This is a genomic window from Citrobacter sp. Ca225 (assembly GCF_030337175.1).
GTDB lineage: Bacteria > Pseudomonadota > Gammaproteobacteria > Enterobacterales > Enterobacteriaceae > Citrobacter_A > Citrobacter_A amalonaticus.
The window spans coordinates 99,830-114,265 of record NZ_JAOWCD010000087.1 but is presented as its reverse complement, the minus strand read 5'-3'; the positions used below and the strand labels follow the sequence as shown (position 1 = coordinate 114,265).

General features: G+C 53.4%; 9 protein-coding genes. 7 read left to right on the top strand and 2 right to left on the bottom strand.

The genetic code is table 11. The features are described from left to right. Positions 1 to 105: 105 nt before the first annotated feature. A complete protein-coding gene (locus tag OGW13_RS16495; RefSeq protein WP_043000069.1) occupies positions 106 to 1,236 on the bottom strand; it encodes a porin OmpC in 1,131 nt (376 codons plus the stop codon). Between the two features lie 740 nt (positions 1,237 to 1,976). Between OGW13_RS16495 and rcsD the strand changes: the two genes are divergently transcribed. After that, on the top strand, positions 1,977 to 4,646 hold the full coding sequence (rcsD, locus tag OGW13_RS16490; RefSeq protein ID WP_287116298.1) for a phosphotransferase RcsD: 2,670 nt from the start codon (positions 1,977 to 1,979) through the stop codon (positions 4,644 to 4,646). Positions 4,647 to 4,661: 15 nt separating this feature from the next. Continuing rightward, a complete protein-coding gene (gene rcsB, locus OGW13_RS16485) occupies positions 4,662 to 5,312 on the top strand; it encodes a response regulator transcription factor RcsB (protein ID WP_001061917.1) in 651 nt (216 codons plus the stop codon). 51 nt (positions 5,313 to 5,363) lie between these two features. Here the strand turns inward: rcsB and rcsC are convergent, their stop codons facing one another. After that, on the bottom strand, positions 5,364 to 8,210 hold the full coding sequence (gene rcsC / locus OGW13_RS16480) for a two-component system sensor histidine kinase RcsC (protein ID WP_044327578.1): 2,847 nt from the start codon (positions 8,208 to 8,210) through the stop codon (positions 5,364 to 5,366). Between the two features lie 174 nt (positions 8,211 to 8,384). On the opposite strand from rcsC, the gene atoS reads away from it, so the two are divergent. The 5 genes from atoS to OGW13_RS16455 all read left to right on the top strand — a co-directional run bounded on the left by atoS (position 8,385) and on the right by OGW13_RS16455 (position 14,422). After that, the gene (atoS, locus tag OGW13_RS16475) at positions 8,385 to 10,211 is read left to right on the top strand and encodes a two-component system sensor histidine kinase AtoS (RefSeq protein WP_054175989.1); all 1,827 of its coding nucleotides are present in this window, start codon (positions 8,385 to 8,387) and stop codon (positions 10,209 to 10,211) included. Then, positions 10,208 to 11,593 (top strand): acetoacetate metabolism transcriptional regulator AtoC, encoded by a 1,386-nt coding sequence (gene atoC / locus OGW13_RS16470; protein ID WP_287116297.1) that lies wholly within the window; start codon positions 10,208 to 10,210, stop codon positions 11,591 to 11,593. The genes atoS and atoC overlap by 4 nt, the downstream gene beginning before the upstream one ends. A 197-nt stretch (positions 11,594 to 11,790) precedes the next feature. Next, positions 11,791 to 12,453, top strand: coding sequence for an acetate CoA-transferase subunit alpha (gene atoD / locus OGW13_RS16465; protein ID WP_222167985.1), 663 nt, complete (start codon positions 11,791 to 11,793; stop codon positions 12,451 to 12,453). Next, a complete protein-coding gene (locus tag OGW13_RS16460; protein ID WP_181627639.1) occupies positions 12,453 to 13,103 on the top strand; it encodes a 3-oxoacid CoA-transferase subunit B in 651 nt (216 codons plus the stop codon). Before atoD ends, OGW13_RS16460 begins: the two co-directional genes overlap by 1 nt. After that, positions 13,100 to 14,422, top strand: coding sequence for a TIGR00366 family protein (locus OGW13_RS16455; RefSeq protein WP_043000062.1), 1,323 nt, complete (start codon positions 13,100 to 13,102; stop codon positions 14,420 to 14,422). The genes OGW13_RS16460 and OGW13_RS16455 overlap by 4 nt, the downstream gene beginning before the upstream one ends. Positions 14,423 to 14,436: the final 14 nt, after the last annotated feature.

Sequence of the window (14,436 nt, the reverse complement as noted above, 5' to 3'; positions counted from 1 at the left end):
CCTCCTGCAAAAGAGGCGCAAGAGTACACCAAAAACCGGCGGTTGTACGCCGAAAAACCGCACAAAAAAAGGCCCCGCAGGGCCTTTTATCGACATTAAGCAAACTTAGAACTGGTAAACCAGGCCCAGTGCAACAACGTCGTCGGTGCTGATACCGGCATCACGAGTGAAGTTGTTGTCATCCAGCAAGTTGATTTTGTAATCAACGTAGGTGGACATGTTTTTGTTGAAGTAGTAGGTTGCGCCCACATCAACATATTTCAGCAGATCTTCATCGTCGTAGTTACGACCGTTGAGAGTCCCCAGGTTTTTACCTTTGGACTGCAGGTAAGCAACGGACGGACGCAGACCGAAGTCGAACTGGTACTGAGCAACCACTTCGAAGTTCTGCGCTTTGTTTGCCCAACCTTCGCCGCCTACACGCGTTGCGTTATAGGTCTGAGTGTACTGCGCCGCCAGGTACAGGTTGTTAGCGTCGTATTTCAGGCCACCGGTGTAGGTTTCAGCGCGATCGCCGTTACCCAGGTAGATCGCTCTGTTCTGCTCATCAGTACGTTTGGAGCTGCTCACTGCCGCACCCAGACCGAAGCCTTCGCCGATGTCATAGGTTACAGAACCGCCAACGCCGTCACCGTTCTGACGCAGCGCTTCACGACCGTTGTTAGTCACGCCGGTGTAAGCGATGCCATCAGCACCTTCACCAGATGGGCTACCGTTTTTACCCTGATACTGCAGGGCAAAGTTCAGGCCATCAACCAGACCGAAGAAATCAGCGTTACGGTAAGTCGCGAAGCCGTTACCACGCTGCTGCATGAAGTTATCAGAACCGTAGGTATCCCCACCGAATTCTGGCAGGACGTCGGTCCAGGACGTGACGTCATACACAACGCCGTAGTTACGACCGTAGTCGAAAGAACCCGCATCGCCGAATTTCAGACCGGCGAAGGCAACACGAGTCCAGGAGTTGTTTTCGGATTCAGGCGCGTTACCCTGGATCTGATACTCCCACTGGCCGTAACCGGTGATCTGATCGTTAACCTGGGTTTCGCCTTTGAAGCCAATACGCATGTAGGTCTGATCGCCATCAGCGTTTTTATCATCGGAGAAATAATGCAGACCGTCGACTTTACCGAACAGGTCTAATTTGTTGCCGTCTTTGTTGTAAATTTCAGCCGCATTTGCTGCGCCTGCTACCAGCAGTGCTGGTACCAGGAGGGACAGTACTTTAACTTTCATGTTATTAACCCTCTGTTATATGCCTTTATTTGCTTTTTTATGCCACTGCATACTGATTAACCCTCATTAACCAGTCGGCAAGTTCATTCTCCTCAAAATTGCAGAATAATCCAACACGAATATGATACTAAAACTTTTAAGATGTTTCATTTATCCACATAGATGTTTCAAAATGTAAATTCCAAGGAACTTTTTTTTTGCTTCAAAAAGACAAAAAATAAGCACGATCACTCAAGAAATATATAAAATACATATAAAACAATTAATTACACAAATAAGTTTGATAGCACTGAATGACAAAACAAAATCGTCATGCATCTCTAAAATATCTCTCGCTATCATCATTAACTTTATTTATTACCGTCATTCATTTCTGAATGTCTGTTTACCCCTATTTCAACCGGATGCGATGCGTCCGGTTTTTTTTTACCCTTCTTTACACTTATTTTCTCTTTATGTGCTACCGCATAAAAATAATAACAACTATTAACTATTTACCTTCATTCAGTCACTGACTGATATCAGAAACCGATTTCTTGTTATTTCGTGCTATTTTTTCACACTTGACGGGGAATATGTGTACGCCTCTGGTGGGCCTGTACACTTTTACGCCATTTAACTGATGAATTCTTTTTGGCAAAAAATGCAGAACATCAATGAGTAGAGAGTGTGGAAATTCACACCGTACCCTTTATACTGCCCTTTCACCTTCTGCGTTGTTTTACAGGTCATAACCACGAATGAGTCAGTCTGATACAACGGCTACGTCCCGATTTTCCCTCCTGCCGGGAAGCATTACCCGTTTCTTTTTATTGCTGATCATTGTGTTGCTGGTGACGATGGGCGTGATGGTGCAAAGCGCGGTTAACGCCTGGTTGAAAGATAAAAGCTATCAAATCGTCGATATCACCCATGCAATTCATAAGCGTATCGATACCTGGCGTTACGCGACCTGGCAAATCTATGACAACATCGCCGCGACGACGAATCCGTCGAGCAGCGAAGGATTGCAGGAAACGCGCCTGAAACAGGACGTTTACTATCTTGAAAAACCACGGCGAAAAACCGAAGCGCTGATCTTTGGCTCGCATGACAGCTCAACGCTGGAAATGACGCAGCGCATCTCGTCCTACCTCGACACGCTGTGGGGCGCTGAGACGGTGCCGTGGTCCATGTATTATCTCAACGGGCAGGATAACAGCCTGACGCTCATCTCGACGCTGCCGTTAAAAGATCTCTCTTCGGGATTTAAAGAGTCGACCATCGGCAGCATTGTCGATTCCCGTCGGGCAGAAATGCTCCAGCAGGCCAATGCGCTTGACGAACGGGAAAGTTTCTCATCGCTGCGTCGGCTGGCATGGCAAAACGGCCACTATTTTACGCTGCGAACCACGTTTAATCAGCCGGGACACCTGGCGACCGTTGTCGCGTTTGACCTGCCCATCAACGACTTAATTCCTCCCGGCATGCCACTGGACAGCTTCCGCCTTGAGCCTGACACGACTCCAGCCAGCGCACGCAATGCAGATAAAGAATCGCCCGACAGCGTAAGCATCAGCTTTAACAGTTCGAAAATTGAAATCTCGTCGGCGCTGAACTCGACGGGAATGCGCCTGGTCTGGCAGGTGCCGTTTGGCACCCTACTGCTCGATACGCTGCAAAACATCCTGTTACCGCTATTGCTGAATATCGGGCTACTGGCGCTCGCCCTGTTCGGCTATACCACCTTCCGCAACCAGCCGGGACGCACAACGGAAGTCGCGCCCAATACCGCAGCTAATAATGAGCTACGGATTCTGCGCGCGATTAACGAAGAGATTGTCTCCCTACTGCCGCTGGGTCTGCTGGTGCATGATCAAGAAGCGAACCGCACAGTGATGAGTAACAAAATTGCCGACCATCTGTTGCCGCATCTGAATCTGCAAAACATCACCAGCATGGCGGAACAGCATCAGGGCGTGATCCAGGCGACCGTCAATAACGAGCTGTATGAGATACGCCTGTTCCGCAGCCAGGTCGCTCCACGCACCCAGATCTTTATTATCCGCGACCAGGATCGTGAAGTGCTGGTGAACAAAAAGCTCAAACAGGCTCAGCGGTTATATGAAAAAAATCAGCAGGGCCGCGTCGCCTTTATGCAAAACATCAGCGAGACGTTGAAAGAGCCGGTCAAAACGCTGGCAGCGAAAGTTGCTCAATTGCAAACGTCTGATGCACAGCAACTGGCGAATCATGCCGATGTACTGGTCCGCATGATCGATGAAATTCAACTGGCGAACATGCTGGAAAACGACGCCTGGAAGAGTGAGCCTACCCTCTTCTCGGTTCAGGCGTTAATTGACGAAGTCGTCCCGCAAGTGCTGCCCGCGATGAAGCGTAAAGGCCTGCAACTGCTCATCAACAACCATCTGAAGGCAAACGACGAACGACATGGCGATCGCGATGCACTGCGACGGATCTTACTGCTGCTGATGCAGTACGCGGTAACAACTACCCAGATTGGCAAAATCACGCTCGAGGTTGATCAGGACGAATCGGTGGCCGAGCGCCTGACGTTCCGCATTCTGGATACCGGCGAAGGCGTGACGTTAAGCGAAATTGACAACCTGCATTTCCCGTTCATCAGTGAGACGCAGAAAGACCGTTACGGTAAAGCCAATCCGCTGGCCTTTTGGTTATGCGATCAGCTGGCACGTAAACTTGGCGGACATTTGAGCATAAAAGCGCGAGATGCGCTGGGTACACGCTATACAGTCCATGTTAAAATGACGCCGCTCGACCAGCATAAAGAAGACGAAGAGCGTCTGCTGGATGATGTCAGCGTGATGATCGACGTGACCTCTAACGAGGTGCGCAATATCGTGCTTCGCCAGTTGGAAAACTGGGGAGCGACCTGCATCACCCCGGATGAGAGACTCATAAGTCAAGAATATGATCTCTTTTTAACTGATAATCCGTCTAATCTTACTGCCTCCGGCTTGCTTTTAAGCGATGATGAGTCAGGCGTGCGGAAAATTGGCCCAGGCCAGCTTCGCGTCAACTTTAATATGAGCAACGCTATGCAGGAAGCTGTACTACAACTAATTGAAGAGCAACTGGCACAAGAAGCGATCCCGGAATCCCCTCTGGGAGGTGATGAAAACGCCGAACTTCATGCCAGCGGTTATTACGCACTATTTGTAGACACAGTACCGGATGATGTTAAGAGGTTGTATACTGAGGCTGCAATCAGCGATTTTGCTGCGCTAGCCCAAACGGCTCACCGCCTGAAAGGCGTGTTTGCCATGCTAAATCTGGTACCCGGCAAGCAGTTATGTGAAACGCTGGAACATCTGATTCGTGAGAAAGATGCTCCAGGAATAGAAAAATACATCAGCGACATTGACACCTACGTCAAGAGCTTGCTGTAGCAAGGTAGCCTTTACATGAACAATATGAACGTAATTATTGCCGATGACCATCCGATTGTACTGTTCGGTATTCGCAAATCACTTGAGCAAATCGAGTGGGTGAATGTTGTTGGCGAATTTGAAGACTCCACAGCACTGATCAACAACCTGCCAAAATTAGATGCACACGTGTTGATTACCGATCTCTCTATGCCGGGCGACAAGTACGGCGATGGGATCACCCTGATCAAATACATCAAGCGTCATTTCCCAAGCCTGTCGATCATTGTTCTGACCATGAACAATAACCCGGCAATCCTGAGCGCGGTGCTTGATCTCGATATCGAAGGGATTGTCCTGAAACAGGGCGCGCCAACAGACCTGCCGAAAGCGCTGGCTGCGCTGCAGAAAGGCAAAAAGTTCACCCCGGAAAGCGTCTCTCGCCTGCTGGAAAAAATCAGCGCGGGCGGCTACGGTGACAAACGTCTCTCTCCGAAAGAGAGTGAAGTTCTGCGTCTGTTTGCCGAAGGTTTCCTGGTGACTGAAATCGCCAAGAAGCTGAACCGCAGTATCAAAACCATCAGCAGCCAGAAGAAATCAGCGATGATGAAACTGGGCGTTGAAAACGATATCGCACTGCTGAACTATCTCTCTTCCGTGACCCTGAGTCCGGCAGACAAAGACTGATTCTTGCAGACGTAAAAAAGCCCGGTAAGTTTCAGCGCTTACCGGGCTTTTTTATGCTCGCGTTTTCCTGACCCGCTCCGCATACACCGCCAGCGTCTGCCTGATAACGTCCAGCGTGACCGGCTTCGACAGACAACTGTCCATCCCCGACTCCAGACAGCGCTGCTTCTCTTCGGCTAAAGCGTTGGCCGTCACCCCAACTACAGGTAAAGTCAGCCCTAACTGACGTATGCGCTGTGTCAGTCGATAGCCATCCATATTCGGCATGTTTACGTCGCTCAGCACGATATCGATATGGTTTTTGCTCAGCACGTTCAGGGCATCCACGCCGTCATTGGCGGTTTTGCACTGATACCCGAGCGATCCCAGCTGATCGGCCAGCAGACGGCGGTTAATCGGATGATCGTCAACCACCAGGATCATCATGTCATCATTGGTGGCCGCCGCTTTTTCCGGAGCCGGTAACGCGGAAGAGAGCTCCTCATCGTCCAGCTCAATACGGTAGATCCGGGCCAGCAGCGCCGGCAGTTCATGCGGCGACGCCACGCTGTGCACCCATTCACCCGGCACCCTTTCCAGTGGAATACCAATGTGGCGCCGACAGAAAATCACCGCTGCCCGCCCCTGCCACGGCTGTTCCAGGGCATCGTCGGTGATCAACATGTCATCACTCGCCGGTGTCTGCCCTTCATAACGCATCACCTCAACACCGTTACGCGTCAGGCTGTTTTCGACAAACTGGCACAAAGACGCATTACGCACCGCCAACCAGCAACGTGTTCTGGCAAGTCCATCAAGCCCTTTTTTCGCCGGATACTGCGCGCCATACAGCGGAATACGCACTGTAAACTGGCTCCCCATCCCTGGTTCAGAATCAACCGAAATGTCACCATCCATCATGCTGATCAGCTTTTCGCAAATCGCCAGTCCCAGCCCCGTTCCCTGGAAATTGCGCTGCACACCCGTACCGACCTGGAAGAACGGATCGAACAAGCGCACCACTTCTTTCGCCGGGATCCCGACGCCGGTATCCCGCACCCGAATGCTGAGATAATCATCGTCGCGGCTGACATGCAGCACAATGCAACCAATATCGGTGAATTTAATCGCGTTGCTCAACAGGTTAGAAATCACCTGTTGCAGGCGCATCGGATCGCCATTAAGCGAAACCGGCACATTCGGTTCGATAAAGCAGTACAGCCCGAGCTGCTTGCGCACCACCAGCGGCAGATAGTTCGCGGTAATGTGGCTCATCACCTCACGTGGCGAGAATTCACGCGGCTCAATTTTCAACTGCTCCGATTCGATTTTCGAGAAGTCGAGAATGTCACTGATGATTTTCAGCAGCAGACTGGAAGAGTTATTCATCGCCGTCACCAGGCGATCGACTCCTTTTGGCAATTCTTTGGTTTGTAGCAGATCAAGGTTACCGATAATGCCATACAGCGGCGTGCGCAGCTCGTGGCTGACGGTCGCCAGGAACATCGATTTCGACTGACTCGCCTGTTCAGCCGCCTGCGCCATCTCCTGCAACGACTCCTCCATTTTGACGCGGGCGGAAACATCCACCAGCACGCAAATCGCCACGTTTTCATTGCGATAGCGGGAATGGACGAAGCTAATCTGCAAATTGGTGTTATTGCTGGTCAGCACATCGACAAAGTTCACCTGCTGTCCACAGATGATTTGCGTCAGCCGCTGTCGATCCTCATGGGTGAGCATGTTCAGGTAGGTATGCGCCAGCTCGTTACTGAGGATGTTAATACCGTCAACGGTGCGCAGAATACAGATCCCGACCGGCGCGGACGCGACAATCTTACGGTTAAACTGCTCATGCTCTTCCAGCCGTTGGGCGTCGCTTTCCGCCGGAATAAAGATCCGTCGTTCGTACATCCGCGCGAGGGTAAACAGTGCCGCACCTACCAGCACATTCAGCAGAATGGCATTCAGAATCAGCATCCGGATCCGTTCCAGCACCAGATCGACCGGAACGGAATAGACAATGCTTAACGAAGACGGCGGCAGATTTTTCTTCAGCACCAGCTCACGAAAGCCCGGCGTATAGCCAAACCAGGAGCGTTCCTGCATCCAGCGAGGTTCCGCCTTGATGGTACTTTCCGGCCCGGTCAGCGAAATCAACGCATGCCCATTTTCATCCAGAATGGTCACGCCCATCGGCAGACTGCCCGGCGTAAAGAAGTTTTCCATTCGAATGGACTGTTCAATGCCCAACAGCGCCTGCAGGCGGTTTGCCAGATAAACCGGCGTCAGCGCGTAGAAATAGCCAATCCCTGGACGTGGTCCCTGCGCCACCCAGTAGAGGTTGTTTCCGGATTCATCCTGCGGCGCGTTGCGGTACTTCATAATCCGCTCGTGCAGCGTTTTCAGCGCGTTATCGCGCTCGACGGGCATATCGCGCAGGCCGAAATTCGCCATGCAGAGATTATCGCTGCCAATGAGAAATACACGATTCAGATCGTACGCAGCGGAAAAGTTGTCACGCCAGTAGCGCATGAACCACGCCAGCGACTCCAGCGATCCGCGCCAGGCGTTGCCCATTGCCGCGCAGTCGGAATCGGCAAACAGCGGCTGAAAGGTCGGCACCTCGGTTTTATCGTCACGCGACCGCGAAGACAACACGCCGTTCTCCGCCGTCAGGCGATTCTCCGCGATGTACTTGAGCTCTTTCATCACATCCGACGTGCGCTGAATGTAGCGCTGGGCCTGATCGGAACTGAGATTAAACTCCTGGCGGATCTCTGACTCCCGCTGATGCAAGGCGTTCACAATGTAGAACACCGAAGCAAAGGCAATCAGCAGCCAAATCAACAGCGCCAACGCTCTGAACAGATAGCGCGAGATTTTCAGGGTCGTGCGAAAGGATGCAAGGTATTTCAAAAGGGCGAAGCTCCGCCTCAGGCGATAAATGGAGTGTGGTTAAGGTAGCGGTAAATGCGCGTCGTCGCAATGCCCGCGCCTGCGTTTGCGGGAATATGATACACCGCTGAGAAACAGTTGCCGCAACCCCCGATAATTAGCGTTTGTCAGAAAATGGGTCACAGGGATGCCAGCATGCGCTTTTTGAGAGGGTTATACCCGCGACGCTTACGCAATCAGATGATCCTGATGGCGCTTCTGATGGTCATCGTGCCGACGCTGTCGATTGGTTATATCGTAGAAACCGAAGGACGGTCAGCAGTCTTATCTGAAAAAGAGAAAAAATTATCTGCCGTTGTACACCTGCTCGATCAGGCGCTGGGCGATCGCTTTACCCATTTTACGGCGCTGCCGCGGGACGAACGTATTCAGGCGCTGAATACCGAACTCGGCCCCATCACTGAGCGGATCACTCAGGCATTTCCGGGCGTCGGCGCGGGCTACTATAACAAAGCGCTGGATGCGATTGTGACCTACGCCCCTTCCGCGCTGTACCAAAATAACGTTGGCGTGACGATTGCCGCCGATCACCCCGGACGCGAAGTGATGCGCAGCAATGCCCCGGTCGTCTTTTCCGGTCGCCAGGTGCGCGGCGATATTCTTAACTCCATGATCCCCATCACCCGGGATGGCGACGTGCTGGGCTACATCTGGGCGAATGAGTTGACGGAAGATATCCAGCGTCAGGCGTGGAGGATGGACGTGCGCATCATTGCGGTGCTGGCGGCAGGTCTGCTCTGTAGCCTGCTCTTGATCGTGCTGTTTTCCCGACGCCTTGGCGCCAATATCGACATCATCACGGACGGTCTGTCGACGCTGGCGCAAAAAACGCCAGCGCAACTTCCCAATCTGCCTGGCGAACTGGGGCAAATTAGCCGCAGCGTTAACGCGTTGGCGCAAACGTTGCGTGAAACGAAAACCCTTAACGATCTGATCATTGAAAACGCCGCCGATGGGGTGATCGCAATCGATAGACAGGGCGATGTCACCACCATGAACCCTGCGGCGGAAATGATTACCGGCTATACGCTCAATGAACTGGTCGGTCGCCCCTATGCCACCCTCTTCTCCGACCCGCATTTTGCCAGCCCGGTTCTCGATACCCTGGCGCACGGGACGGAGCATCTGGCACAGGAAGTTAGCTTTCCGGCGCGCGACCGCACCATTGAACTCAGTGTCACCACCAGCCGTATTCATAACCCCAATGGTGAATTGATCGGTGCGCTGGTGATTTTTTCCGACCTGACCGCCCGCAAAGAAACGCAGCGTCGCCTGGCGCAAACCGAGAGACTTGCCACTTTGGGTGAACTGATGGCCGGGGTGGCGCATGAGGTACGTAATCCGCTCACCGCCATCCGGGGGTATGTGCAGATCATCCGTCAACAAACCAGCCTGCCTGTGCATCAGGAATATCTGTCCGTGGTACTGAAAGAAATTGATTCCATCAACAAAGTCATTCAGCAGTTGCTGGATTTCTCCCGGCCGCGACAAAGCCAGTGGCAGCAAGTGCTGCTCAATTCGCTGATCGAAGAGACGCTGATTCTGGTGCAAACCTCCGGCGTTCAGGCACGGATCACGTTCAACTTTGAACAGGATACGGGGCTGCCTGCCATCGTTGCCGATCGTGAACTGTTAAAACAGGTGATCCTCAATCTTTTGATTAATGCCGTGCAGGCCATCAACGCACGCGGTGAAATCCGCATTCGCACCTGGCAATATTCAGCCACGCAACAAGCCGTGGCGATTGAAGATAACGGCGGTGGGATCGATATCGCGCTACAGAAAAAGATTTTTGACCCCTTTTTCACCACCAAAGCCTCAGGAACAGGGCTTGGACTCGCGCTCAGCCAGCGCATTATCAATGCTCATCAGGGTGATATTCACGTCGCCAGCATGCCCGGATGTGGCGCGACGTTTACCCTTATTTTACCGATTAACCCGCAGGGAAACTTGTCAGTATGAAAACCCGCTACCGTATCCTCATTGTGGATGACGAAGATAACGTTCGTCGCATGCTCACCACCGCCTTTTCGCTACAGGGGCATGAAACGCACTGTGCCAGCAACGGGGAGGAAGCGTTGCAGCGCTTTGCCGACGCTCAACCGGATGTGGTGCTGATGGATATCCGCATGCCGGAAATGAACGGGATCGACGCCCTGAAAGTCATGCGCACTCAGCAGCCGCGCATCCCCGTGATCCTGATGACCGCTTATGCCGAAGTCGAAACCGCCGTCGAAGCATTACGCAGCGGGGCGTTTGATTACGTGATCAAACCTTTCGATCTCGATGAACTGAATTTACTGATCCAACGCGCCCTGCAACTGCAGGCGATGAAACAGGAGATCCGCAGCCTGCATCAGGCGCTGAGCACCAGCTGGCAGTGGGGACATATCCTGACCAACAGTCCGCGGATGATGGATATCTGCAAAGACACGGCGAAAATTGCCCTGTCGCAGGCCAACGTTCTGATCAGTGGTGAAAGCGGTACCGGCAAGGAGTTGATTGCGCGCGCTATTCACTACAATTCGCGCCGGGCAAACGGTCCGTTTATCAAAATCAACTGCGCCGCGTTACCGGAGTCGCTGCTGGAAAGCGAGTTGTTCGGTCATGAAAAAGGGGCTTTCACCGGCGCACAAACTCAGCGTCAGGGACTGTTCGAACGCGCTCATCAGGGAACGCTGCTACTCGATGAAATTGGTGAAATGCCGCTGGTGCTCCAGGCTAAATTACTGCGCATTCTGCAGGAACGGGAATTCGAACGCGTGGGCGGGCATCAGACGATTCAGGTGGATATCCGCATCGTCGCTGCCACCAACCGCGATCTCCATGCGATGGTGAAAGAAGGCGCTTTCCGTGAAGACCTGTTCTATCGTCTGAATGTGATTCATCTGCAACTTCCCCCGCTGCGCGAACGACGGGAAGACATTGCGCTGCTGGCTAACCACTTCCTGCAGAAATTCAGTTCGGAAAATCAGCGCGACATTATTGAGATCGATCCGGCGGCCATGTCGATGCTTACCACCTGGCCCTGGCCCGGAAACATCCGCGAACTTTCAAACGTCATTGAGCGGGCGGTGGTGATGAATACCGGTGCCGTCATTTTTGCAGAAGATCTGCCTGCCCCGCTCCGCCAGCCGGTGGGTGGTGGCAGCGAGATAAAGGCCACACAGCCCGGTGAACGCAATCTGAAAGAAGAGATTAAACGCGAAGAGAAGCGGATCATTATCGAGGTACTTGAACAGCATGAAGGAAACCGCACCCGCGCCGCCCTGATGTTAGGCATCAGTCGACGTGCCCTGATGTATAAATTGCAGGAATACGGTATCGATACGGCAGGCTTGTAGAACCAGAATCTGCTATGCAGAATTTTGCACAGTGCGCAAAATTCTGCATAGCATCCGCACTAAGATCACACAACACCCCCATGAATATTTAATTATATTCAACAGGTTAACTAATATCCCTGTCCGTTAGCCATTCTGGCATCCCGCTTGCTATTCCCTTTGTGTACCCAAAATGGAGTATGCAAAAGGGAAACATAATGAAAACAAAACTGATTACCTTACAGAACGCTGCCGGATTCTTTCGTGACGGCATGACCATCATGGTTGGTGGTTTTATGGGGGTCGGGACCCCGCCCCGCCTTGTCGAAGCCTTACTTGAATCCGGCGTCAGAGACCTGACACTGATCGCCAACGATACCGCCTTTGTCGATACCGGCATCGGCCCGCTGATCGTCAATGGCCGGGTGAACAAAGTCATTGCGTCCCATATCGGCACTAACCCGGAAACCGGGCGTCGGATGATTGCCAAAGAGATGGACGTTCTGCTGGTGCCGCAGGGTACGCTGATTGAACAGATCCGCTGCGGCGGTGCTGGACTCGGCGGCTTCCTGACCCCAACCGGCGTCGGCACGATTGTGGAAGATGGCAAACAAACCCTGACGCTTGACGGCAAAACCTGGCTACTGGAGCGACCGTTGCGTGCCGACCTGGCACTCATCCGCGCGCACCGTGCCGACCCACTCGGCAACCTGACCTACCAACTCAGCGCCCGCAACTTCAACCCGCTTATTGCCCTCGCCGCCGATATCACTCTGGTGGAACCTGACGAACTCGTTGAGACAGGCGATCTGTTGCCTGATCAGATAGTCACCCCCGGCGCCGTTATCGACCATATCGTCATGCCACAGGAGAGCAAATAATGGATGCTAAACAACGTATTGCGCGCCGTGTGGCGCAAGAACTTCGCGATGGTGATGTTGTGAATTTAGGCATTGGCCTGCCGACGATGGTCGCCAACTATCTGCCGGATGACATTCATATCACCCTGCAATCAGAGAACGGATTTCTCGGACTGGGACCGGTCACGACCGCGCATCCCGATCTGGTGAACGCCGGTGGTCAACCCTGCGGAATATTGCCGGGTGCGGCGATGTTCGACAGCGCGATGTCATTCGCGCTGATTCGTGGCGGCCACGTCGATGCCTGCGTACTGGGCGGGTTGCAGGTTGATGAACAGGCTAACCTCGCGAACTGGGTCGTGCCCGGCAAAATGGTCCCTGGGATGGGCGGCGCGATGGATCTGGTAACCGGAGCGCGCAAAGTGATTATCGCGATGGAACACTGCGCGAAAGACGGCTCGGCGAAAATTCTTCGCCACTGCACCATGCCACTGACGGCCCAGCATGCGGTGCATATGCTGGTTACCGAACTCGCCGTGTTCCGCTTTATCGACGGCAAAATGTGGCTGACGGAAATCGTCGACGGGTGCGACCTCGATACTCTGCGAGCAAAAACAGAAGCGCAGTTTGACATTGTCGCCGATCTGGTCGTTCAGCGAGGTGAAGCATGATCGGCCGTATCTCGCGTTTCATGACGCGCTTCGTCAGTCGCTGGCTGCCCGATCCCCTGATTTTCGCCATGCTGCTGACGCTGTTGACGTTCGGCATCGCGCTGTGGCTGACGCCGCAAACGCCGATCAGTATGGTGCGTTTCTGGGGGGATGGCTTCTGGAATCTGCTGGCCTTCGGGATGCAGATGGCGTTGATCATCGTGACAGGTCACGCGCTGGCCAGTTCCGGTCCGGTGAAAAACCTGCTGCGTACTGCCGCGTCTGCCGCAAAAACGCCCGCGCAGGGCGTAATGCTGGTAACCTTCTTTGGCTCCGTCGCCTGCGTCATCAACTGGGGCTTCGGTCTGGTAGTGGGAGCGATGTTTGCCCGTGAAGTTGCCCGTCGCGTGCCGGGATCCGATTATCCGCTGCTGATTGCCTGCGCTTATATCGGTTTTCTGACCTGGGGCGGCGGCTTCTCCGGCTCGATGCCCCTGCTGGCGGCAACGCCGGGTAACCCGGTGGAACACATTGCGGGCCTGATTCCGGTCAGCGACACCCTGTTTACCGGTTTCAACATCTTCATCACTCTCGGTCTGATTGTGGTCATGCCGTTTATCACCCGCATGATGACGCCAAAACCGTCGGATGTTGTCAGCGTCGATCCGAAACTGTTGATGGAAGAGCCTGATTTCCAGAAGACCTTGCCAGCAGATGCGCCTCCGTCCGAAAAACTGGAAGAGAGCCGAATCCTGGCGCTGATCATTGGGGCATTAGGCATCGCTTATCTCGGGATCTACTTCGCCGAGAAAGGGTTCAACATCACCATCAACACCGTCAACCTGATGTTTATGATTGCCGGTCTGCTGCTGCACAAAACGCCGATGGCCTATATGCGCGCCATTAGTGCCGCTGCGCGCAGCACCGCCGGTATCCTGGTGCAGTTCCCGTTCTATGCCGGTATCCAGTTGATGATGGAGCACTCCGGTCTCGGAGGACTCATCACCGAGTTCTTCATCAACGTCGCCAATAAAGACACCTTCCCGGTCATGACCTTCTTCAGCTCTGCGCTGATCAACTTTGCCGTGCCGTCAGGCGGTGGTCACTGGGTTATACAGGGACCGTTCGTCATGCCAGCCGCGCAAGCGCTAGGGGCCGATCTGGGTAAATCCGTGATGGCGATTGCCTACGGCGAGCAGTGGATGAACATGGCGCAACCCTTCTGGGCGCTTCCCGCACTGGCCATCGCCGGGTTGGGGGTTCGCGACATCATGGGGTACTGCATCACCGCCCTGCTTTTCTCCGGTGTCATTTTTGTTGTCGGTCTGACCTTTTTCTGACGGCAGCGACTCAC